We start from the raw sequence: 22,989 nt of genomic DNA on the forward strand, positions 1-22,989 counted from the left end.
GTTGGGCTCCATCAGTCGTCAAGCTGGTCAAGGGCAGTGGAAGAGGTGGCGGCGGCCTGCGGTTCGGGTTTACGCCACTGCGGATTAAGCTGGATATAAATCAGCGCGATGATGACCCCGACGCCGCCGAAGGCTAGCAGGCTAAAGTCGAGGTAGCCGCCCGCGAGGAAGCCGAGGAAGAAGAAGGGCATCAGATACTTCACGCCCATCATGCGCAGCACCATGGCGTAGCCGACCACCACGATAAAACCGCCGGCGATTTGCAGACCGCGGGTGACGAAGTCCGGAATGGCGTTGAGCATATTGCTGACCATATCCGCGCTGACAAACAGAGAAACGATGAGTGCGGGAATGGCGACGCGCAGCGCCTGAACGCCCAGCGCCGACACGTGCAGCAGATCGATTGTTCTGAAGCGCGCCTCTTCCGCGGCCTTATCCGCCGCGTGCTGGAACACCACGGTAATGGTGCGGGCGAACACGGTGAGCACCTGACCTGCGGCAGCGACCGGCAGCGCAATCGCTATTCCGGTAGCGATGCTTTGCTGGCCCACGATCACCAGGATGGCGGAGATAATGCTGGCTAACGCCGAATCCGGAGACTGCGCCGCGCCGACGTTCATCCAGCCGAGCGCGATCAGCTCCAGCGTCCCGCCGAGCATAATCCCGGTTTTTAGATCGCCGAGAATTAAGCCAATCACGGTACAGGCGATTAATGGGCGGTGCGTCTGGAATTCATCCAGCACGCTGCCCATCCCGGCAATACAGGAAAAAATAAATATGGCGATTATTTGTAGGGTACTTATTTCCATAATTTGTCACCTTGAGGGTATAGAAATCCCTGCCTTTTACGGCATTTACACGATGTTCTTCAGGCTGCCTCTTTGTTGACTGCATTCTCTCGCCCCAGTCGCATAGTAATCTATGCTGCTGGTGACTCGCTCATTTGCCGCCGCGATACATCCAGAATGACAGTGTGTAATAAAAGGCGCGTTTTATTATTCTGTAACGGACTGCTCTGCTATTTTATCGAGAATATTAACCGACGGATCTGAAGCCACGACGCGTAAATCAAGCTTAACGCCCAGAGTATCTAACTGCTGAAAGGCATTAATATCCGTTGCGTCTAATGACACCGCTTTGGTTAACTGTTTTTTACCCGGTCGCCAGGCCATGCCGCCAATATTTAGCGTGGCTATTTTGACGCCCTGCTGCACCATGGTTAATACGTCCTGCGGATTAGTGAATAAATAAAAAACCGTTTCGTCCTGATATTGCGGGTTGTGATAAACGGCGACGGCTTTCTCGATATTCACCACATTGACCTTCATGCCCGGCGGCGCGGCCTGGCGAAGCAGCGTGCGGCGAACGTCGTCGTTATACACGTCGTCATTACAGATAATGATGCGCTGGGCGTTGGCCACTTTTGACCAAACGGTGGTGACCTGGCCGTGAATCAGGCGGTCATCAATGCGTGCGAGCGTAATGTTCATCAGAAATCCTCCTCAACGGTTTCCGGCTGCCGCCAGGTGACGCAGCACTGGCTGGCGATGGTCTCAAGATGTTGGCACAGTGCTTCTGCATTCATCGTTTGCTGGTTATCGACCAGCTCCAGAGCCAGCGGTAGCGACAGGCCGCTGATGACCCGAAGCTGCGGGTTGCGCATCGCCAGGCCGGCGGCGGCGTTCCACGGGCTGCCGCACTGTAGATCGACGGCGATGAGCCACTCCTCCTCTTTGTGAGTACTTACCAACTTTTCAAGCTTATCGGCGATATCGCCCGCGTTTTCCCCCGGTACAAACGCCACGGCGCTGACGTGGACATCGCCGTAAACCATGCGCACCGAGTCGAGCATGGCGCAGGCCAGCTGACCGTGAGCGCAGAAGATGACGTTAACCATGTTTCCCCCTTAGCCGCGCGTTTTGCCGCCCGCAATGTTAGTGGTTACTCCGGTAATGTAGCTGGCGCGCTCTGAGAGCAGATAGCAAACAAAATCAGCAACTTCGCTGAGACGGCCGGAGCGACCAACAGGAATCGCATTTTTGCTATAGCCTTCGCGCAGCTGTTCGACGGTGATATTGCGGGTCCAGGCCAGCGCTTCTTCATATTCCGGCGTACGCAGCCCGGTTTTTTCCAGAATGCCCGGCGCGACGCCTACGACGCGAATACCGTGCTTGCCCAGCTCTTTCGACCAGGAGCGGGTAAAGCTGTTCAGCGCGGCTTTGGTCGCGGCGTAGCAGCTCTGGCCTTCAGAGCCTTCGAGACCGCTTTCTGACGAGACGTTAACAATCACGCCGCTGCGCTGTTTAACCATCTGGCGCGCCACCGCCTGCGACATCAGGAACACGCCTTTCTGGTTGATATTGACCATTTTTTCGAATGCCGCTTCATTTAATTCATAGCGACCGGACGGCGCTTTCTCATCCACTAATAAACGCGGGAAGTTGACGCCGGCGTTATTGACTAAACCATCAATGCGGCCAAAGCGCTGAATAATACTCTCGACGGTTTTATTCACTTCGCTGGCGCTGGAAATATCGGTTGGCCAGAAATTATAATTATCGCGATTCTGATGTTTGTCGCCGCCGTGAATATCGCTCATCTGCACGTTTGCGCCCTGGGATAATAACTCATCGACAATCGCCAGGCCGATTCCTGATGCGCCGCCGGTCACGATAATTATTTTGTCTTTTAAATTTAACCATGTATTCATTATCGACTCCTGTTTCTTTAGATAAAGGGATCCCCCGCAGCAGCGCTGCGTGAAATCATATTCTTGACATTTACTTCAGTAATGACTCAGCGGTTTCTCGATTCGTCACCAGACAATTAATGTAATGACCGTTTAAGGCGCCAAGAATCCCGGCGTATTTCTCCTCGCCCATGGCGATACCCACCGAGTAGCGCGCCTGCTTGAGTTTCGCCATCTCGATAGAGAGCGTTTTTTCGCTCATGGCGGTTTCGACCAGCGCGCCATCAATGTTGTAAAAACGCGAACAGATATCGCCGGCGACCTGGCGAGCGTTGAGATCGTCGCTCTCTTCACTGCCGTAAAATGCATGCCAGTTGGCGCCGTCGCGGATCGCCGGAGAACCAATGCCCACCAGCGCGACGTCCAGGTTATCCCAGTAGGAGGCAATCGTTTTAAAATGCCGGGACTGCATAATACCGTTGCGAATTAATGTGTTATCCAGCAGTGCCGGGAAATCAGCGAGATGAGATTCCGCTTTCAGCTTCGCCGCTGCGCCGTAGGTCAGCGTATTCACGTGGTAACGACTTTCCAGTTTTCCGGAGGGGCCGCCGATAATCGGCACGCAGATAACCTGACGGGACTGGCTGGCCTGCGGCAGATTCTCCACCAGCGCGCGCACCGCCCGACCCCAGGAGAAGCCGACGATATCGCCCGGCTCCAGCAGCCTGTCGACCAATTGCGCGCCATGCAGGCCGATAAGATTGAGCTGATCCTCCTCCAGCAGTGAGTCGCAGGCCGCCACCACCGCCTCTTTGAGACCGAATTTTTGTTTTAGCTGCTGCTCAAGCCACAGATTTTCGTTGTAGTCGTAGTTGATGGCGATAGTGACGATGCCCTGCTCGCGGCCGCGCTTCAGCAGACGGCTGATAGTGGTGCGGTATATCCCCAGCTCGCGGGCAATCTGCGCCTGGGTCATATCCTGCTCATAGTAGAGCTGGGCGATTTTCACGATCAGACGAATATCGTCGCTGTTTTCCATCGTCACTGTCGGCTCCTGCACATTTGTGCAAATGGGAGAGTTGCTGTCATGATCTGATATAACCCCATCAGCGACCCGCTTCAAAGAAATTTTCCTCTATTTCATGATGATGTTCCGACCGTTTCTGTTGCACATTTGCGTTGCTTACCGGTGGTTTATGGCACCTTTGTGCCGGACGTGATAAGAGCCTGATTCTGCTTTGTTTCGCCGGGCAAAGTTGCCGGGCTTTCATGGGCACACTTTTGTGTTGAAAGGCGGAGCAGATCACATTTAGCGGCAGGCGACGAGAGCGCGATTCTTTTTTATCGCCCATAAGGTAGGGTATATTTCGCTTTTACAGGAGATTTTATGCTGCCCGACTCATCAACCCGACTCAATAAATACATCAGCGAAAGCGGAATTTGCTCGCGTCGTGAAGCCGATCGCTTTATCGAACAAGGCAACGTTTTTATCAACGGCAAGCGCGCTACCATCGGCGACCAGGTTAAAGCGGGCGACGTGGTAAAGGTCAATGGCCGGTTGATTGAGCCGCGCGAAGCGGACGATCTGGTCCTGATTGCGCTGAATAAACCGGTTGGCATCGTCAGCACCACCGAAGACGGCGAGCGCGACAATATTGTGGATTTCGTTAACCACAGTAAACGCGTTTTCCCCATCGGTCGCCTGGATAAAGACTCCCAGGGGCTGATCTTTCTGACCAACCATGGCGATCTGGTGAATAAAATCCTGCGCGCCGGTAACGATCACGAAAAAGAGTATCTGGTCACCGTTGATAAGCTGATAACCGATGAGTTTATCCGCGGCATGGGGGCGGGCGTACCGATTCTCGGCACGGTGACGAAGAAGTGCAAAGTGAAAAAAGAAGCGCCGTTTGTGTTCCGCATTACCCTGGTGCAGGGGCTGAATCGCCAGATCCGCCGGATGTGCGAACACTTTGGCTATGAAGTGACGAAGCTTGAGCGGACGCGGATCATGAACGTCAGCCTGACGGGGATCCCGCTGGGAGAGTGGCGCGATCTGACCGACGATGAGCTGATCGATCTTTTCAAACTGATTGAAAACTCGTCTTCAGAAGCGAAACCGAAGGCAAAAGCGAAGCCGAAAACGGCCGGCATCAAGCGTCCCGTCGTGGCGATTGAAAAAACCAGCGACAAGTCTTCCCGCCCGGCGTCGAACGGCAAACGCTTTACCGCGCCGGGGCGCAAGAAGAAAGGGCGTTAACGTCTGCCGCGCGTCGGGGTATTTGCCGACCAGGAAAACGAGGCCTCTGCGTCTGGTTTATAAGCCTGCTTTTTCTTCAGCTGGCGGGCTTTCTTAGCCTCGGCCTCGCGCAGGGCCATCAGTTTATCGATGTACTCTTTTTTCACGCTATTGGTTTCCGCGTTGGTCAGCGGACGGCCATGGGCGATGCGCGCGCGGTCTAGCAGGGTTTTCAGTTCGCGCTGTTCGCGCTCGGTCATCTCTTTTTGCGTGATGCGGGGGAGTGCCATAGTGGTGCCCTCAATTAGCCTGTGGTTTCAGTGTACGGTATTGGGGCTGACGTCTCACGGTAAATTGTTGTGCCTCGCAGAAAATCCCGGAGGCGGCGCTGCGCACCTGTCCGGGCTACAAAACCCGCAAGCTGCACGGACCGTAGCCCGGCTAAGCGCAGCGCAAGCCGGGAAAATTACGGGTTATTCGCGCTCTTTTACCGTTTACGCGGTTTGTCGGCGATAGGCTTCCCTGACCAGTAGCCGGCCAGCAGCGAGCCGGACAGGTTGTGCCAGACTGAGAACAGCGCGCCGGGCAGCGCGGCCAGCGGGCCAAAGTAGATTTTCCCCAGCGCGGCGGCAAGTCCGGAGTTCTGCATTCCCACCTCGATCGCCAGCGTGCGGCAGGTGGATTCGTCAAAGCCAAACAGCCGTCCGCCCCAGTAGCCGCCGAGCAGGCCGATGGTGTTATGCAGGATGACGGCGATAATCACCACAAAGCCTACGGAAGCGATATGCGATGCGGAACCGGCCACCACGGCGCAGATAATCGCCAGAATGCAGACCATCGAAAAGGCCGGCAGGAACGGCTCCACCGCCTTCACCACTTTCGGTAGCAGATGGTGCACTACCAGCCCCAGCGCAATCGGGATCACCACGATTTGCAGAATGCTGAGCAGCATCCCCATCACGTCCACCTGAATATGCGCATCCACGTACAGACGCGTCAGCAGCGGGGTGGCGACCACGCCAACCAGCGTGGAAACCGATGAGATGGTGACTGAGAGCGCGACGTCGCCTTTTGCCAGAAAGATCATCACGTTGGATGCCGTACCGCTGGCGACGCTGCCGACCAGCACCATCCCGGCGGAGAGCTCGGGCGGCATGTGAAAAATCAGCGCCAGCAGCCAGGCGGCGAGCGGCATCACCAGGTAGTGGAGAAAAATGCCTGCGGCGACCGGCGCGGGGCGGGAAAGCACGCGCTTAAAATCGTCGACTTTCAGATGCACGCCCATGCCGAACATAATCAGCATCAGCAGCGTCGGGACCCACGGGCCAACGGGGGTAAAAGTGGATGGCGTGTAATAGGCGATAACCGAGAGCAGCAGCGCCCATAATGGGAACAGCCGCGTAAGCGTGGCGAGCATGTTGTTTTCCTTGCACGTAAGTTGTGTTTGCTTGTTATAGACCGGCCGGGATCGAGCCCGGCCATCGCTATTGTTTATCGTGCTAAGACATATTATTCAAACAAATTATGCTCATGTTCCGCTGCGGATAAGCTCCCAGCTGAGTCCGAAGCGCGCTAAATATTTGCGCAAGCGGTCGGCATCGTTAGGGTTGGCCTTTTTTTGCCGGGAGACGGCGAACAGCTCGCGTCCGGCTTCGGAGAGCGAAACGCTGCGCTGGCAGACCTCCAGCACCGTTTCCAGCTGGCGGCGATCGAACAGATCGATTTCCATTGCAATATCAGGAGAAGATGTCGTGAGCTGCCAGCTCTCTTTCAGCAGCATTATCTCCTCTTCCGCAACGGCCAGCGTAATGCGCCCCTGCTCGGCCAGGGTCGCCATACGCGCCACGGAGGAGCCTAGCTCGCGGAAATTGCCGCGCCATTGCGCCTGCGGCGAGCAGGCAAAGGCCAGATAGCGTTCGCGGGCGTCTTTATCAAAGCGGATCTGCGTCTGCCGCTCGTTGGCCAGTCGCCGTAATTCATACTCCACGTTCGGCGCAATATCTTCCCGCCGCTGCGCCAGGCCGGGGAGGGCAAAGCGCCACATATTGATGCGCGCATAAAGATCTTCGCGAAAGCGCCCCTCCGCTACCCACTGCTGCATATCGCGATGGGTGCCGGCGATCAGCTGGAAGTCGCTGTGCACCTCTTTATCCGAGCCAAACGGGAAAAAGGTTTTTTCTTCGATGGCCTTCAGCAGCATAGCCTGCTCATCCAGCCCCAGCTCGGCGATTTCATCGAGAAACAGCACGCCGCCGTCGGCTTCGCGTAATAGCCCGGCGCGAGGCGTAACCGCGCCGGTAAACGCGCCTTTGACATGTCCAAACAGCGTGGACATGGCGTTATCACCGCGCAGCGTGGCGCAGTTTACCGCCATGAATTTTCCCGCCACCCGATGGCGCGACTGACGAAGCTGAAAAATACGTTTGGCGAGGACGGACTTCCCGGCGCCCGTTGGGCCGGTCAGCAGGATCGGATCGGTCGATCGGATCGCCACGCGCTCAATACGATCGATAAGCGCGTTGAACGTCGCATTACGCGTCTCGATACCCGCCTTCAGGAAGGAGACGGACTGCTGCTGCTCGCGCTGAAAGCGGCTGGTGAGCGCGGCGTAGCGGCTTAAGTCCAGATCGATCACCGAGTAAATACCGGCGGCGACGGCGTCATCCGCTGCGCCTTTCGGCGCAGGGCTGGTCTGCAGCAGGCTGGCGGGGAGATAGCGCGCTTCGGTCAGCAGGAACCAGCAGATCTGCGCCACGTGGGTCCCGGTGGTGATATGCACCAGATACTCTTCGTTTTCGGTATCAAAGCGATAGCGGTTGGCGAAGTCGAGAAACGCCGCGTAGACCTCTTCAAAATCCCACGGATCGTTTATCTCAATCGTATGCGGGCGCACTTCGGTATGCGGCGAAAGCTGGGCGACATCGTCAATCAGCTTTTGCGCCATATTTTCATCACGCGGCTGGTGGAGAAGCTCCAGCCTGTCGACAGGAAAATCGGCCTGCTGGCATAGCCCAACGGTAGGCCGCCATTTTTTAAAGCGATTCGCCCGCTTGCCGCGTTTGTCCAGCACCGTTCCGAGGACGCCAATGACCACTCGCCGCTTTTTCATGTTTATCCCAAAAGATAAGTTTCGATATTTAAAGATAAAAAAACCTGCTGCCGGCGGCAAGCGCTATCGTTTGAATTAAAAATAAAAACGTTATTAATCAATTCATTGAAAAATAACTCTCGCATTTTTTATTGTTGGCACGCAACTGGCAATATCCCTTCCGTCACGACGCTGAAAACGCAGGGGGTTAAACCTCGCCGGCACGCCAGGAACGGTACAGGCCGTTTTTCGGGCGCGTTCCGTCAGCCGATGACCACCAATGGGTTCGATTCCCGATTTCATCTCCAATGAAAACTGGTCGTTAATCATAGAAATAACGCGGGGTGATGCGCAGTCAGCACGCCCCACAGCAGGCCGCCGGTAAAGGCGCCGTGCCGCAGGCAAAAGGGAGTTCCCCTGCGGCTTCGCCCCTGCACCCGCGCCTGATTTTGCTAAGGAACAAAAAATGACGAAGAAAATCACGATACGTAAAGGTCAGCTTGGCCTTTTATCCCGTCAGGGTGACTACTATCAGGTTCTGGAAGCGGGCGAGCATCGCCTGCCGTGGTTCAACGTCCCCGAAGTGCTGATCGTTAACCGGGACGGCAGCGAAGTGCCGGAGGCGCTGGCGGAGTATTTACGACGCTTTCAGCCGGAATGGATTGAACGCTACTGCCTGGCGGCGGATTTGACGGATGTCGAGGCCGGGGCGCTGTATGCCAACGGTGTGCTGCAGGAAATTTTACCCCCTTCGACGCGCCGACTGTACTGGTCCGCCGGTGATGAAATTCAGCTGCTACGTATCGATACCCGGCAGGTTGCGGTTCCGGCTGACATTATGAATGCGGTGCTGCAGCCGCGACGTCACGGGGCGGTAAAAGGCCGCGAAGCGATCCTCACCGTATCGGTGCCGGCGTGGCACGTCGGGGTGCTGAAAATCGACGGCGAGACACAATCGCTGCTGCAGCCTGGCCTGAGCGCGTACTGGAAGGTCAATCACCTGGTGGAAGCTGAAGTGGTTGATACCCGCCTGCAGGTGCTGGAGGTTGGCGGCCAGGAGATTCTGACCAAAGATAAAGTGAACCTGCGTTTAAATCTGGCGGCGAACTGGCGCTACAGCGATGTACTGCAGGCGTTTGGACAGCTGACGAAGCCGCTGGACCATCTGTATCGCGAGCTGCAGTTTGCGCTGCGTGAAGCCGTCGGAACGCGAACGCTGGATGAGCTGCTGGAAGATAAGAAAATCATTGATGAGGTCGTGAGCGCGCAGGTCACCGAGCGCATGGCGGCATTTGGTATCGACGTCGCGTCGCTTGGCGTGAAGGATATTGTGCTGCCCGGCGACATGAAAGCCATTTTGTCGCAGCTGGTGGAGGCGGAGAAATCGGCGCAGGCGAACGTGATCCGCCGGCGTGAAGAGACCGCGGCGACGCGCTCGCTGCTCAACACCGCGAAGGTGATGGAGAACAACCCGGTCGCGCTGCGCTTAAAAGAGCTGGAAACGCTGGAAAGAGTGGCGGAGCGCATCGATAAAATCTCGGTCTTCGGCGGCCTGGACCAGGTGCTGCATGGCCTGGTGAATCTAAAAGGATAATGAAAATGACGTATCACGCTGTAAGCGCCGCCATGCGCCATAAGGTGCGGCGGCAGTTAAAAGAGGTGGAGCAGCGCTAGGGCGTCAGAGTGCTCTACGCCTGCGAATCCGGCAGCCGGGGCTGGGGCTTTGCCTCGCCGGACAGCGATTATGATGTGCGGTTTCTCTACGTTCACCCGCTGGAGTGGTACCTGCGGGTGGAGCCCCCGCGCGATGTTATTGAGCTGCCCATCGACGATGAGCTGGACGTCTGCGGCTGGGAGTGGCGCAAGGCGCTGGGTCTGCTGAAAGGGGCGAACCCGACGCTGATCGAATGGCTGGATTCACCGGTGGTGTATCAGCAGGATGACGCAACGGTTCAGGCGCTGAAGAAAGTAATACCGCATTGGTTTTCTCCGGTTCGCGCCCGCTGGCATTACTATTCGATGGCCCGTAAAAATTTTCGCGGCTATCTGCAAGGCGAACGGGTGCGGCTGAAAAAGTACTTTTACGTACTGCGCCCGCTGCTGGCCGTCCGCTGGGTTGAGGCGGGAAAAGGCGTGCCGCCGATGCGCTTTGATGAACTGCTGGCAGGAAGCGAGCTGGCAGCGGGTCTACGTGCGGAAATAGACGAGCTGCTGGAACGTAAACAGCGCGCAGGAGAGGCGGAAAACGGCCCGCGTCGACCGCTGCTGCATGCGTTTATTCAGTCCGAGCTGCTCAGAGGCGCAATCCCGCCAGCGCTGCCTGAGAGCCGGAGCGGTGATGTCAGGGAGTTGAACAGATTGCTGATGACCACGGTGATGGGAAACTAAAAATGGCCCGGCAGAAATGGCGGGCCATTTTATTCGCTATTACTCGAACAGATTATGATGCAGCTTCTGCACCACTTTTTCGGCATCCGCACCCGGGACCAGGAAGCACAGGTTATGGCTGGATGCGCCGTAGCAAATCATACGAATATTAAACGGGTCCAGTACGCCAAACACCTCTTTACCGACGCCGCACGCCTTCGACAGTTCATTACCAATGATGGCGACCAGCGCCAGATCCTGCTCGACCTCAACGCGGCACAGAGAGGAAAGTTCGGTCAACAGTCCCTGGGTGAGCAGGGTATCGCCAGCCGACGTCGAACCGGTGGTATCCATGGTTAGCGCCACGCTCACTTCCGACGTGGTGATCAGATCGACGGAGATACTGTGACGGGCCAGAATACTGAATACCTCGGCCAGAAAACCGCGTGAGTGCAGCATATTCAGGCTGTGCAGGGTTAGCAGCGTCTGCTTGCGGCGCAGCGCCAGCGCGCGGAACAGCGGCGGGTTTTCGGTGTTTTTGCACACCAACGTGCCGCCGGCTTTCGGCTCTTTGCTGGAGCCGACGAATACCGGAATATCGCTGCGCACGGCGGGGAGCAGGGTAGCCGGATGCAGGACCTTCGCGCCAAAGGTCGCCATTTCCGCCGCTTCTTCAAAAGCGATAACGTCAATGCGTTTGGCCGCCGGGGCGACGCGCGGGTCGGTGGTATAGATACCCGGAACATCGGTCCAGATGTCGACGCGGGTGGCGTTTAGCGCTTCGCCGAGTAGCGCGGCGGTATAGTCGCTGCCGCCGCGGCCAAGCGTGGTGGTGCGGCCTTTGGCTTCGCTGCCAATAAAGCCCTGGGTGATCACCACGCCTTCCGCAAGACGCGGGGCCAGCAGCTGCTGGGTTAATTCAGATAAGGCGGCAATATCCGGTTCCGCGCGGCCAAAGCGGTCGTTGGTGCGCATAATTTTGCGCACGTCGAACCACTGGGCGGCGATACCGCGCTCGCGCAGGATCTCGACAAACAGCAGAGTAGACATCAGTTCGCCGTGGCTGACCAGTTCGTCGGTTAACGCGGTTGAACTGGCCAGGGAGGCGGCTTCCGCCAGGGTGGTGATGTTTTCCAGCAGGCGCTCAATTTCATCGCGAATAACGTTGGGATAGCGCAGACGCTCCAGAATATTGAACTGGATTTGACGCATGGCATCGAGCTTCGCGAAACGTTCGCCGGGTTCCAGCCCTTCCGCTAAGGCGACCAGCAGGTTGGTCACCCCCGCTGAGGCGGAAAGCACCACCACGCGGGTATTGGCGTCCAGCAGCGCGACGTCCACGCTACGGTTCATGGCATCAAAATCGGCAACGCTGGTGCCGCCGAACTTGGCTACAACTAAGTCTGTCATAACAACCTCGTGTCAGGGGGCCTGACTTATTAAAACGATTCCAGAAAACCAATCCTGGCGGGGCTGGACGCAACCGGATTGCAATAAAATGTCTTAATAAGCCAGGCCAAATTATTCAGCCATGGCACAAGGGAAGAGCGAAAAACAGGGTGGGCGCAGAGCGATAAACAAACTACGATGTCACCCAGAAGTGCTCCACCTTGTAGACCCGCTTGCCGATGCTGTGCATCAGACGGCGAGTATGAAACGCCCGACTGCGAACGTTTCTGGTGACAACCCAGGGGATTCAGCCCCTGTGGCCGGTGATGAGCGTAACCAGACGCTTATTCACCTCGGCGTTGCTCCCCCTCACGTATTTTCCCCGGACTGGCTCCTCCAATACGGTTACCTGGGCAACGCACCTCTTCTGGCAATTACCGACGTCTTTCACTTTGCCAGGGGGACGCGGGACATTATACCCCCCTGCAATACCCTTTCGCTGTAGCGTGAAATGCGCGATCCATACCTACCTACGTATATGTAGGTACTGCCGTTATATAAAGGCTTCAGGCGAAGTATGTCAACGTCAGGGTTATGCGGATTTTTCATGCGCGAGTCGCTGACAGAAAAAAGCCTTATGATGTCTATACTATGAGGGGCGATTTGCGCCAAATTGGCTCTAATCCTGACGCGTATCATCGGCATAACACAAAAATCATCACAATTTTTCGTCACCGGCGCTACAATCGACCGCAGTCACAATTCTCAAATCAGAAGAGTATTGCTAATGAAAAACATCAACCCAACGCAGACCTCTGCCTGGCAGGCATTACAGAAACACTTTGATGAAATGAAAGACGTTACCATCGCGGATCTGTTCGCGAAAGATAGCGATCGTTTCTCTAAATTCTCCGCCACGTTCGACGATCTGATGCTGGTGGATTTTTCCAAAAACCGCATCACCGAAGAGACGTTAGCAAAACTGCAGGACCTGGCCAAAGAGACCTTCCTGGCAGACGCCATTAAATCCATGTTCTCCGGCGAGAAGATTAACCGCACGGAAGACCGCGCGGTGCTGCACGTTGCGCTGCGTAACCGCAGCAATACTCCGATTCTGGTTGATGGCAAAGACGTGATGCCGGAAGTGAACGCCGTGCTTGAGAAGATGAAAACCTTCTCCGAAGCCATTATCTCCGGCAGCTGGAAAGGCTACACCGGTAAAGCGATTACCGACGTCGTCAACATCGGTATCGGCGGCTCCGACCTCGGCCCGTTCATGGTGACCGAAGCGCTGCGCCCGTACAAAAATCACCTGAATATGCATTTTGTTTCTAACGTCGATGGTACCCACATTGCCGAAGTGCTGAAAACGGTGAACCCGGAAACTACCCTGTTCCTGGTCGCGTCGAAAACCTTTACTACTCAGGAAACCATGACCAACGCCCACAGCGCGCGCGACTGGTTCCTGGCGACCGCCGGCGATGAGAAGCACGTCGCAAAACACTTTGCCGCGCTCTCGACCAACGGTAAAGCGGTTGGCGAGTTCGGTATTGATACCGCCAATATGTTTGAGTTCTGGGACTGGGTTGGCGGCCGTTACTCTCTGTGGTCAGCCATCGGCCTGTCCATCATCCTGTCCGTGGGCTTCGACAACTTTGTTGAGCTGCTCTCCGGCGCGCACGCGATGGACAAACACTTCTCCACCACGCCGGCTGAGAAAAACCTGCCGGTGCTGCTGGCGCTGATCGGTATCTGGTACAACAACTTCTTCGGCGCTGAAACCGAAGCGATTCTGCCGTACGACCAGTATATGCACCGTTTTGCCGCCTACTTCCAGCAGGGCAACATGGAATCCAACGGTAAATACGTTGACCGTAACGGCAACGCCGTGGATTACCAGACTGGCCCAATCATCTGGGGCGAGCCGGGTACCAACGGTCAGCACGCGTTCTACCAGCTGATTCACCAGGGGACCAAAATGGTGCCTTGCGACTTTATCGCGCCGGCGATTACGCATAACCCGCTGTCCGATCACCATCCGAAGCTGCTGTCCAACTTCTTTGCGCAGACCGAAGCGCTGGCGTTTGGTAAATCCCGCGAAGTGGTTGAGCAGGAATATCGCGATCAGGGTAAAGATCCGGCGACCCTGGAACACGTGGTGCCGTTCAAAGTGTTTGAAGGCAACCGCCCCACCAACTCTATTCTGCTGCGTGAAATTACGCCGTTCAGCCTGGGCGCGCTGATTGCCCTGTATGAGCACAAAATCTTCACCCAGGGCGTGATTATGAATATCTTCACCTTCGACCAGTGGGGCGTTGAGCTGGGCAAACAGCTGGCTAACCGCATCCTGCCGGAGCTGAAAGATGGTTCCGAAGTGAGCAGCCACGACAGCTCCACTAACGGCCTGATTAACCGCTATAAATCCTGGCGCGCATAATCGCTAAAACGTTCGCAATGCCGGCCCATGTGGCCGGCATTTTTGTTATAGCCGCCGCAGCAGCTTTGCCGGGTTCCCGGCCCACACGCCTTTCTCCGTAATGGATTTGGTCACCACGCTGCCCGCGCCAATCACGACTCCATCGCAGATGCTGACCGCCAGAATGGTTGCGCCGCTGCCGATAGACACATCGTTGCCAATCACAATTCTTCCCCAGCTCTCGCGGTCGGCGTTGGGCTTTCCCTCGCGGAACATATCGTTGGCGAACATCACGCCGTGGCCGATAAAACAGCGCTCGCCAATGGTCACGTACTCGCAGATAAAGGTGTGGGACTGAATTTTGCTGTCGTTGCCGATACGGGTATGGCCCTGAATCTCCACAAATGGCCCGACGAAGACGTTATCGCCAAGCGTGCAGTCGTAGAGGTTGGCGGGCTGGTAAATCACCACGTTTTCGCCGCTGGCGACGTTGCGAATGGCGGTTTCACGAAGGGTATGCATGCTGCCTCTCAGATTGGTTTAGCCAGAATATGGAGTGTGCTTTCCTGGGTTGCAGAATGAAATGCCACATCCTTCACGTGCTGCATCCCCTGACGTTCATAAAAACGGCGGGCACCGGTATTCGCGGCGAGCACTTCCAGCCATAGCCAGCTTTCACCGGTCTCTTTCGCTCGCTTCTCGACGGCGCGAAAAATCTGCTCGCCGTAGCGATGCCCGGTAGCGTCAGGTAATAGATAGAGTTTATGCAATAGCGTACCCGTTGGGCCTTCGGGGTTGATATCCTGGCGGCAGGCATATTTAGCAAAGCCAATTGGCTCCTCTGCCTCAGCAATCAACCAGCAGCACTGCGGATCGGCCAGGCTGTGCGCCAGCGCGGCCATGGAATACTCTTGCTGCAGGTAGTGCTCCATTTCATCGGCGCTATGCCAGAGGTGGGCAAAGTGGTGGCGATAGCTGGCATTGGCCATTTCGTTGAGTAAAGCCGCATCTTCCGGACGTGCAAGACGAATCTTTAGCATTCTGCGTTCCTCGCAAAGAAGTGGCGATATTTTGCCCGTAAAGTTCGCTGCGGGTAAACCTCAAAAGTGGGGGGATAAGAAGTGGCCGGAGGAGGGCCTCCGGCTGGGGATCAGGCGACGGCGATGGCTTCGATCTCAATGCCCGCATCTTTAGGCAGTCTGGCGACTTCAACGCAGGAACGGGCCGGAAAGGCCGCGTTGTGTTCGGTGAAGAACGCTTCATACACCGCGTTGATGGTGGCGAAGTCGTTCAGATCCTTGACGAAGACCATCGTCTTAACGATGTTTTTCACCTGCAAACCCGCCGCTTCAACGATAGCCTTAACGTTATCCAGCGACTGTCGCGTCTGCTGAGCGATGTCGTCAGACATGGTGCCGTCCTGCGGATTGACCGGGAGCTGCCCTGAGGTCATCGTCATGGTACCCAGGTTTACTCCCTGAACATACGGGCCAATGGCGGCAGGCGCAGCGGCGGTGGTAATTATCATTCTGTTGATTCCTTCTGATAGGTGGTTACATGAAATAGTTGAGCAAAACCAGTGAACCGACGCCGCTGACGACGACCCAGACAAGGCCCAGGCGGAAGCTGGCGAGCGTGCAGATAATCGCGGCGATCACCTTCGGGTTTTTCAAATCGAACTCCATGCTGGAGTTCACGCTCAGGATCTGAATCGTGATGATGGCCGGCAGCACGGTTACCGGCACAAAACGCAGCGTCTTGCTGACCCGGCTCGACATCTGAATCTTCCCGGCGAGGCCAATGAACGAGAAGCGAATAAGAAAGGTCACGGCGGCCATGCCCAGCGTCAGGGCGATAAAAAAGCTATTACTCATTTTCCAGCGCTCCTTCGAGAGAGAGTTTGTCAGCGGCCTGCGCCTGTTTACGCTCTTCGGCGAGATCGACGCTCAGGCCCGCCATTACGCCCAGTACGGACGCGACGACGATACCTAACGAGTAGGGCAGTACGACCAAAAGTACCCCGGATACGGCAGCAACAACGGCGGCGACGGTGCAGGCCTGGCTTTTGATTTGTGGGACCACGATGGCGATAAATGCGGCGACCATCGCGAAGTCCAGACCATATTTTTCAATGTGCGGAAAAGAGGCGCCAACCAGAGCGCCAAGGAAATCGGCCAGCACCCAGGCGAACCAAAACGTCAGCATTGCTGAAAAATAGAAAAGATATTTATCTTTTTTATTCTCCTCCATCTCTTTCACCGTCGTGGCGTACACTTCATCGGTCAGGGCATACGCCATAAAGCATTTTTTAAAGAAGGAGGCTTCGCGTACCGTACTGGAAATAGAGGCGCTATAAAGCACATGGCGAAGATTAATAATCAGCGTGGTGAATATAATCACCCCAAGGCTCGCTCCGGTTTTTAGCATATTTAACGCCAGCATTTGTGCCGAACCGGCGATGACAATCGTCGACCATGCCGTACTTTGCCAGATACTCATCCCGGCGCTAACGCTTAGCGCGCCGACAATAAATGAAAACGGAAAGTCGCCGATGCACAGGGGAAGTATGGCGCTCATACCCCGTAGAATCACTTTTTTGTTCATAAACAATACCTGTTGTATTCAGGAGATTAATTATTTGTGTAAGGTACATTAAAACGCTAATTAATGATTACTTTGCTACCATAATGTTGATGATTTCTTTATCGGTATAGGCCATAGGCTTAATTACCAGACGGCAGAGATTATTAATAGTCTGCTCAACGTCAGCGCAAACAATGCCGTCATTAGAGCCAGCGCAGCTATTTTGCATCGCCATCAGTACGGCCTTAAAGGCGCTGGAAACCACGGACGACACTTTCATTGCGCAGCTATTAGAGGCGCCATCACAAATCATGCCGGTAATATCGCTGATCATATTAATAATAGCGGTATTAATTGTTTGCAGGTCACGGGTAAATAACCACGCCATGCCGGCCGCGGCGCCCATCGCTGCCGTGGACGCCGCGCATAGCGCGGAGAGACGCGTATAGCGGGAGTGGATCGATATGGCGGTCAGGTGGGAGAGCGCCAGCGCCCGCGCGAGGGTCTCTTCATCGGCGTTAAGATGCTCCGCGACCGTCACTACCGGCATGGTGGCGGCGATACCCTGGTTACCGGAACCAAAGTTAGACATCGCGACGACGGGGGCTCCGCCCATTCGCGCGTCGGATGCGGCGACGGTATTGATGATGACTTTACTCAGCAGGTCGTTGCTGAGCAGGCCATTTTTTACCGCATCAGAGAAGGTGCCGTTGATGTTCAAGCCGTATTTTTTGCTTTTACCTTCTTCCGCCAGAGCCGAATTGAGCCGGGCGGCTTCGAGAATAAATGCGATGTCGGCGAATTCGACCTCGCTAATAAAATCAAAGGCCTCGGAAAGCGAAAAGGTGGCTAATGTTTCCTGCTGCGTTACCGTACTCTGTTTGTCCGCCAGCACCTGCGCTTCGCCATTAATATACAGCTCAACGATATTGGTATGCGTGCCCTTGACCACCACGCGGCAGCTCTTTTCGCCGCCCGTTAGCGTCAGATCCAGATGAATAAAATCAGGGGTGTCTTGCACGCTAATATTGACCTGGCCAGCGGCAATTAACTTCTGGGCTAATTCAACATGCCGTTCGGTAATTCCCTCCAGCGTTTTTAAACCTTTATCCGCATCGCCACCAAATGCGCCGATCGCGGCTGCGAGCGCCACCCCGCTGACGGAAGTGCCCGGAATAGTTACGCCCATCGCATTCTTGTACAGGTTCGCAGAAATAAAACCGCTAATATTTTGACAAGCCGTATCTAAATGTTTCGCTGCGTAAGCTGCGGTAAAAGAAATAGCAACGGGTTCCGTACAGCCTAATGCCGGAGCCACTTCTTTTTTTAGCCAGTTTATAAGCAGGGATGAGTGTTCAGTAATCATGTTTTATATCGTTCCGCTAACGAGGGTTTATTAATCTGCGAGTATGCTAAGTCAATTTCTAAGGAAAAACTTACTCTAATGCGGGCGTAATTTATGCCTGAAAGAGAAAAATATTCGCTTATTACAATATTGTAAAATTGTGATCTTATTATGGTTAATTAACTGATTTGACGGGTATTTATATTCTGTTTTTTGAACATAAAAAGGGATTTAGTTAACTACCTCACAGCGTTGCCGAAAGTAAAAATTTCTCTTTTTACGTATTTCGTCGGAGATGAGAAAGGCAAGCAGTGGAAAGAAGGGACTTACAAATGTAGATCTGGATCACATTTTTGCGTTATACAGGTCACAGGAAATCATGATGATGAGGTGTACCTATGCCGCCGGTTTATCGTCCGTTGGTGAGTTTTATTGCAACCGCAATGCAAACCGTTTTGAATCTTGGCCTGCTGTGCCTGGGGGTCATTCTGATCGTATTTCTGGGAAAGGAGACGCTGCATCTGGCGCATGTCCTGTTCACCCCGGAGCCTGTCAGCAAGTACAAGCTGGTGGAAGGGCTGGTGGTCTACTTCCTCTATTTCGAGTTTATCGCGCTGATAGTGAAGTACTTTGAGTCGGGATTTCACTTCCCGCTGCGCTACTTTGTCTATATCGGCATCACCGCAATCGTCCGCCTGATCATTATCGATCATGAGTCGCCTATGGCGGTGCTGATTTACTCCGCGGCGATCCTGATTCTGGTGATAACGCTCTGGCTGTGTAACTCCAACCGTCTGAAGCGCGAATAAAAAAAAGCGGCCTCCAGGGCCGCTGACCAACAGTCACAAATAGAATTTATGTAGGGTCCAGTTGAGGATAGCAGTGGCATTTGCCTTACTTTTTCAGCTGAGGGCGACGGCGGTAATACCCGGTTGGGGTCGCGTATTACCGCTAAACCGCCGGCCCTCATCTGAAATTTGGGGCGGGTGTTACAAAAAAATTAACCTTTCACTCCGCCAGCCGTCAGGCCGTTAACCAACCAGCGCTGGGCCAGCAGGAACACCACGGTAATCGGAATGGCGGAAAGCACCGCCGCGGCGGCAAAGTCGCCCCACAGATAGTTCTGCGGGTTGAGATACTGTTGCATTCCGACCGCAAGGGTATAGCTGTTTACGTCGCGCAGCAGCAGGGAGGCCACCGGCACTTCGGTAATCGCCGCGATGAACGACAGAATAAACACCACCGCCAGAATCGGTACCGACAGCGGGAGCAGCACGAGGCGGAAAGCCTGCCATGGGGTCGCACCGTCCAGCGCCGCCGCTTCTTCCAGCGAGCCGTCGATGGTTTCGAAGTAACCTTTGATCGTCCAGACGTGCAGCGCGATACCGCCCATGTAGGCGAAGATGACGCCGCCGTGGGTATTCAGGCCGACGAACGGCACGTACTGGCCGAGACGGTCAAACAGGGCATACAGCGCGACCAGCGACAGCACCGCGGGGAACATCTGGAAAATCAGCATCCCTTTCAGCAGCGTTGCTTTACCCGGGAAGCGCATGCGGGCAAAAGCGTAAGCGCAGGTGGTAGAGAGCGCGACGATGCCAATGGCGGTAATGCCTGCCACCTTGATGGAGTTCCACAGCCACAGCAGCACCGGGAAGGGGGGCGGCGTGACGCGACCATCAGCGTGTTCGACGCTGAAGCCGAGCGCCAGCCGCCAGTGCTCCCAGGAGATACTTTCGGGGATCAGGCTACCGGTGGCGAAGTTCCCTTCGCGCAGAGAGATAGCGATGACCATCAGCAGCGGGAACATAATCGCCGCGATAAAAATCAGCAGCAGGAGGTGCGTCGTGAACAGGCGCAGCTTCTGAGATTTGGGTTGAACCATAGCCATAATCGTTATCTCCCTTAATCAAACTTCATACGTGTGGCTTTCAGGTTAACAATCGCCAGGGCGCCTACCAGCAGGAAGATCAGCGTGGCGATAGCCGCCGCGAGGCCGAAGTCCTGACCGCCGCCGCCTTCAAAGGCGATACGGTAGGTATAGCTCACCAGCAGGTCGGTGTAGCCCGCCGGCGTGGTGGTGCCGAGCCGGTCCGGCCCGCCGTTGGTCAACAGCTGAATCAGCACGAAGTTGTTAAAGTTAAAGGCGAAGCTGGCGATCATCAGCGGCGTCAGCGGCTTGATCAGCAGCGGCAGCGTAATTTTGAAGAAGTTCTGGAACGGCGTAGCGCCATCCATTGCCGAGGCTTCATATAAATCGTCAGGAATCGCTTTCAGCAGGCCCATGCACAGGATCATCATGTACGGATAGCCCAGCCAGGTGTTGACGATGATAATCATGGTACGCGCGGTGGTCGGGTCGCTAAACCAGGCCGGCTTGATGCCGAACAGCGCGCTGAGCATCATGTTGATCTCACCAAAGCTCTGGTTGAACAACCCTTTGAAAATCAGAATCGAGATAAACGACGGTACGGCGTAAGGCAGAATCAGCAGTACGCGGTAAATCGCTTTACCTTTCAGGGCTTCCCACTGGACGAGACAGGCGAGCACCATGCCGACCGCAACGGTGAGAATCACGGTCAGAACGGAGAACACCACCGTCCAGACGAAAATCGCGAAGAACGGTTTCTGGATGCCTTCATCCTGGAACACGCGAGTGAAGTTATCCCAGCCGATGGTCACGGTGTAGCCCGGGCTGAGCTTTTCGCTGCCCCAGCTACCGTCGGCGTTGATCGCCTGATAGAAACCGACCTCGGCGTTCGGACGGTATTTCACGCCGCTCTGGTTGTTGGTCAGCGTGCCGTCACTGGCCAGCGCGTACAGCGGCTGGGTACCGGAGAACTGACGCAGGGAGCTCATAATGACTTTGCTTTCATCCGGCAACACGGCGGTCAGCTGGTTCAGGGCGGTACGGTTTTGCGTAATCACGCGCAGCGTGGCGCGCTCGCCTTCCGGCAGGGCGTCTGCCTCTTTTAAGGCCAGCTTCTGTTCGCCGCCGAATTTAAAGGCGTCGGAAAGATAGTTTTTGCCGCTTTCGCCGTCGGTCAGCGCCAGCTTCCACTCATCTCCCGCCGGATAAAGCGCGAAGTTGTAGGATTTCCCCGCCTGGAAGGAGCGGTCCATCAGCACCTGTTGGGCGCGTTCGAAGGTCAGCTGGTTAGTGCTGCTGTAGTTGGTGAAAGCGATAGCGATAGTGCAGATCAGCGGGAACAGGACGAACAGCCCCATCCCGGCGAGACCCGGATAGACATAGCGCCAGGCGTAGGCCTTGCGATTGGAAAAAATATACAGGCCAACCGAGCTCAAAATCAGCGTCATGATGGCAAACAGGTACTCCCCCTGGGCGTACATCAAAACAACAAGGTAACCCACCAGCAGGCACAGCAAGCCGATCACAGACCATGTGAGCTGCGGGCTTTGCCACCAGTGCTTCTTTTTCACGACATCCATGGGGATCATCCTCTTTACACTTTATCCTTCGCGCTACCTCTTTGTTGGCTGCGGATGCGCACCCCAGTCACTTACTGATGTAAGCTCCTGGGGATTTGCATCCTTGCCGCCTCGATGTAGCGCGAATGATTTCGCGTAACAACGTATTCAACAAACCTTATTCCCTAAGAAATAAGGGAAACCGTATTACTTGGTGATACGAGCCTGTGCGTCTTTCAGCGCCGCATCGACGGTCTGGCGACCGCTAGCTGCGTTGATCACTGCGGTACGAACGGCATACCAGAAGGCGGACATCTGCGGAATATTCGGCATGATTTCACCTTTCTGGGCGTTAGCCATGGTGGCGGCGATACGCGGATCTTTTTCCAGTTTTTCCTGGAAGGATTTCAGCGCGACCGCGCCCAGCGGTTTGTCCTTGTTCACTTCATCCAGACCCTGATCGGTCATCAGGTAGTTTTCGAGGAACTCTTTCGCCAGTTCTTTGTTCGGGCTGGCGGCGTTAATACCGGCGCTCAGTACGCCAACGAACGGTTTAGACGGGTTGCCTTTGAAGGTCGGCAGCAGGGTAACGCCGTAGTTAACCTTGCTCTTATCGATGTTAGACCACGCCCACGGACCGTTGATGGTCATCGCGGTTTCGCCTTTGTTGAATGCCGCTTCCGCGATGGAGTAGTCGGTGTCGGCGTTCATATGTTTGTTCTTGATAAGGTCGACCAGGAAGGTCAGGCCCGCTTTCGCGCCAGCGCTATCCACGCCTACGTCTTTCACGTCGTACTTGCCGTTTTCAAACTTGAACGCATAACCGCCGTCGGCGGCGATCAGCGGCCAGGTGAAGTACGGTTCTTGCAGGTTGAACATCAGCGCGCTCTTACCTTTCGCTTTCAGTTCTTTATCCAGCGCCGGGATCTCTTCCCAGGTTTTCGGCGGGTTTGGCACCAGGTCTTTGTTATAGATCAGCGACAGCGCTTCAACGGCAACCGGGTAGGCAATCAGCTTGCCGTTATAGCGAACCGCATCCCAGGTGAACGGATAGAGTTTGTCCTGGAACGCTTTATCCGGGGTGATTTCCGCCAGCAGGCCGGACTGCGCGTAGCCGCCAAAACGGTCGTGAGCCCAGAAGATGATGTCAGGGCCGTCGCCGGTCGCGGCAACCTGCGGGAATTTCTCTTCCAGCTTATCCGGATGCTCTACGGAGACTTTAATGCCGGTGTCTTTTTCAAACTTTTTACCCACTTCAGCGAGGCCGTTGTAGCCTTTGTCGCCGTTAATCCAGATAACCAGCTTACCTTCTTCGATTTTTGCGAGGGCAGAGGCGGAAAACATCATCGTGGTCAATGCAGACAGCGCGAGGATGCGAGCGCCAGTTTTGATTTTCATATACCCGTCCTATTTGGTGATGTGCTCGTGGATACACTTGAGTGGC

General features: G+C 55.3%; 22 protein-coding genes, 1 pseudogene and 1 riboswitch. Of the genes and pseudogenes, 5 read left to right on the forward strand and 18 right to left on the reverse strand.

Features of this window, described 5'->3' with window-relative positions:
• Window positions 1–11 precede the first annotated feature (11 nt).
• The 5 genes from BJF97_RS01495 to BJF97_RS01515 all read right to left on the reverse strand — a co-directional run bounded on the left by BJF97_RS01495 (window position 12) and on the right by BJF97_RS01515 (window position 3,728).
• The gene (locus BJF97_RS01495; RefSeq protein WP_014227519.1) at window positions 12–809 is read right to left on the reverse strand and encodes a PTS mannose/fructose/sorbose transporter subunit IIC; all 798 of its coding nucleotides are present in this window, start codon (window positions 807–809) and stop codon (window positions 12–14) included.
• 186 nt (window positions 810–995) lie between these two features.
• Complete coding sequence (locus tag BJF97_RS01500; RefSeq protein ID WP_014227520.1) at window positions 996–1,490, reverse strand: mannose/fructose/sorbose PTS transporter subunit IIB; 495 nt, start codon at window positions 1,488–1,490, stop codon at window positions 996–998.
• Window positions 1,490–1,897, reverse strand: a complete 408-nt coding sequence (locus BJF97_RS01505) for a mannose/fructose/sorbose PTS transporter subunit IIA (RefSeq protein WP_014227521.1) — start codon at window positions 1,895–1,897, stop codon at window positions 1,490–1,492. The genes BJF97_RS01500 and BJF97_RS01505 overlap by 1 nt, the downstream gene beginning before the upstream one ends.
• A 9-nt stretch (window positions 1,898–1,906) precedes the next feature.
• Window positions 1,907–2,710 (reverse strand): SDR family oxidoreductase, encoded by an 804-nt coding sequence (locus BJF97_RS01510; protein WP_014227522.1) that lies wholly within the window; start codon window positions 2,708–2,710, stop codon window positions 1,907–1,909.
• 70 nt (window positions 2,711–2,780) lie between these two features.
• Window positions 2,781–3,728, reverse strand: a complete 948-nt coding sequence (locus BJF97_RS01515; RefSeq protein WP_014227523.1) for a sugar-binding transcriptional regulator — start codon at window positions 3,726–3,728, stop codon at window positions 2,781–2,783.
• A 348-nt stretch (window positions 3,729–4,076) separates the two neighbouring features.
• Between BJF97_RS01515 and rluF the strand changes: the two genes are divergently transcribed.
• Window positions 4,077–4,949 (forward strand): 23S rRNA pseudouridine(2604) synthase RluF, encoded by an 873-nt coding sequence (gene rluF, locus BJF97_RS01520; protein ID WP_032695067.1) that lies wholly within the window; start codon window positions 4,077–4,079, stop codon window positions 4,947–4,949.
• Here the strand turns inward: rluF and BJF97_RS01525 are convergent.
• The 3 genes from BJF97_RS01525 to rtcR form a co-directional block, all read right to left on the reverse strand.
• Entirely contained in the window at window positions 4,946–5,218 is a 273-nt protein-coding gene (locus BJF97_RS01525) for a DUF3811 domain-containing protein (protein ID WP_009653910.1), read from the reverse strand. The genes rluF and BJF97_RS01525 overlap by 4 nt on opposite strands.
• Before the next feature lie 197 nt (window positions 5,219–5,415).
• Window positions 5,416–6,345, reverse strand: a complete 930-nt coding sequence (gene panS / locus BJF97_RS01530; RefSeq protein ID WP_025107709.1) for a ketopantoate/pantoate/pantothenate transporter PanS — start codon at window positions 6,343–6,345, stop codon at window positions 5,416–5,418.
• A gap of 111 nt (window positions 6,346–6,456) precedes the next feature.
• Entirely contained in the window at window positions 6,457–8,037 is a 1,581-nt protein-coding gene (gene rtcR / locus BJF97_RS01535) for an RNA repair transcriptional activator RtcR (RefSeq protein ID WP_032695068.1), read from the reverse strand.
• A gap of 445 nt (window positions 8,038–8,482) precedes the next feature.
• Here rtcR and BJF97_RS01540 point away from each other — a divergent pair, with 445 nt between their 5' ends.
• Together BJF97_RS01540 and BJF97_RS01545 are read left to right on the forward strand one after the other, a co-directional pair.
• Window positions 8,483–9,610, forward strand: a complete 1,128-nt coding sequence (locus tag BJF97_RS01540; RefSeq protein ID WP_014227527.1) for a slipin family protein — start codon at window positions 8,483–8,485, stop codon at window positions 9,608–9,610.
• Window positions 9,611–9,615: 5 nt separating this feature from the next.
• Window positions 9,616–10,404, forward strand: a pseudogene (locus tag BJF97_RS01545) (nucleotidyltransferase domain-containing protein).
• A gap of 39 nt (window positions 10,405–10,443) precedes the next feature.
• Here BJF97_RS01545 and lysC read toward each other — a convergent pair.
• Complete coding sequence (gene lysC / locus BJF97_RS01550) at window positions 10,444–11,793, reverse strand: lysine-sensitive aspartokinase 3 (RefSeq protein ID WP_004097732.1); 1,350 nt, start codon at window positions 11,791–11,793, stop codon at window positions 10,444–10,446.
• Between the two features lie 180 nt (window positions 11,794–11,973).
• Window positions 11,974–12,207, reverse strand: a riboswitch (Lysine riboswitch).
• A 352-nt stretch (window positions 12,208–12,559) separates the two neighbouring features.
• Between lysC and pgi the strand changes: the two genes are divergently transcribed.
• A complete protein-coding gene (pgi, locus tag BJF97_RS01560; protein ID WP_004097737.1) occupies window positions 12,560–14,209 on the forward strand; it encodes a glucose-6-phosphate isomerase in 1,650 nt (549 codons plus the stop codon).
• Between the two features lie 45 nt (window positions 14,210–14,254).
• Here pgi and BJF97_RS01565 read toward each other — a convergent pair whose 3' ends face one another.
• From BJF97_RS01565 to BJF97_RS01590, 6 genes are all read right to left on the reverse strand, one after another.
• The gene (locus BJF97_RS01565; RefSeq protein WP_004097740.1) at window positions 14,255–14,710 is read right to left on the reverse strand and encodes an acyltransferase; all 456 of its coding nucleotides are present in this window, start codon (window positions 14,708–14,710) and stop codon (window positions 14,255–14,257) included.
• Between the two features lie 8 nt (window positions 14,711–14,718).
• Window positions 14,719–15,228 (reverse strand): GNAT family N-acetyltransferase, encoded by a 510-nt coding sequence (locus BJF97_RS01570; RefSeq protein WP_032695069.1) that lies wholly within the window; start codon window positions 15,226–15,228, stop codon window positions 14,719–14,721.
• Window positions 15,229–15,338: 110 nt separating this feature from the next.
• Window positions 15,339–15,716 (reverse strand): Rid family detoxifying hydrolase, encoded by a 378-nt coding sequence (locus BJF97_RS01575; RefSeq protein WP_004097745.1) that lies wholly within the window; start codon window positions 15,714–15,716, stop codon window positions 15,339–15,341.
• A 25-nt stretch (window positions 15,717–15,741) separates the two neighbouring features.
• On the reverse strand, window positions 15,742–16,062 hold the full coding sequence (locus BJF97_RS01580) for an AzlD domain-containing protein (RefSeq protein WP_004097748.1): 321 nt from the start codon (window positions 16,060–16,062) through the stop codon (window positions 15,742–15,744).
• Window positions 16,055–16,792, reverse strand: coding sequence for an AzlC family ABC transporter permease (locus BJF97_RS01585; protein WP_004097750.1), 738 nt, complete (start codon window positions 16,790–16,792; stop codon window positions 16,055–16,057). Before BJF97_RS01585 ends, BJF97_RS01580 begins: the two co-directional genes overlap by 8 nt.
• A 67-nt stretch (window positions 16,793–16,859) precedes the next feature.
• Window positions 16,860–18,137, reverse strand: coding sequence for an L-cysteine desulfidase family protein (locus BJF97_RS01590; protein WP_032695070.1), 1,278 nt, complete (start codon window positions 18,135–18,137; stop codon window positions 16,860–16,862).
• 377 nt (window positions 18,138–18,514) lie between these two features.
• Here BJF97_RS01590 and psiE point away from each other — a divergent pair, with 377 nt between their 5' ends.
• Window positions 18,515–18,925, forward strand: a complete 411-nt coding sequence (gene psiE / locus BJF97_RS01595; protein ID WP_004097754.1) for a phosphate-starvation-inducible protein PsiE — start codon at window positions 18,515–18,517, stop codon at window positions 18,923–18,925.
• Between the two features lie 191 nt (window positions 18,926–19,116).
• Here psiE and malG read toward each other — a convergent pair whose 3' ends face one another.
• The 3 genes from malG to malE form a co-directional block, all read right to left on the reverse strand.
• On the reverse strand, window positions 19,117–20,007 hold the full coding sequence (gene malG, locus BJF97_RS01600) for a maltose ABC transporter permease MalG (RefSeq protein ID WP_004097756.1): 891 nt from the start codon (window positions 20,005–20,007) through the stop codon (window positions 19,117–19,119).
• Window positions 20,008–20,021: 14 nt separating this feature from the next.
• A complete protein-coding gene (gene malF / locus BJF97_RS01605; RefSeq protein WP_014227533.1) occupies window positions 20,022–21,566 on the reverse strand; it encodes a maltose ABC transporter permease MalF in 1,545 nt (514 codons plus the stop codon).
• A gap of 186 nt (window positions 21,567–21,752) precedes the next feature.
• The gene (gene malE, locus BJF97_RS01610) at window positions 21,753–22,943 is read right to left on the reverse strand and encodes a maltose/maltodextrin ABC transporter substrate-binding protein MalE (protein WP_014227534.1); all 1,191 of its coding nucleotides are present in this window, start codon (window positions 22,941–22,943) and stop codon (window positions 21,753–21,755) included.
• Between the last annotated feature and the right edge of the window lie 46 nt (window positions 22,944–22,989).

It is taken from the genome of Klebsiella sp. LTGPAF-6F (assembly GCF_001753185.1).
In the GTDB taxonomy this organism is placed as follows: Bacteria; Pseudomonadota; Gammaproteobacteria; order Enterobacterales; family Enterobacteriaceae; genus Klebsiella; species Klebsiella michiganensis.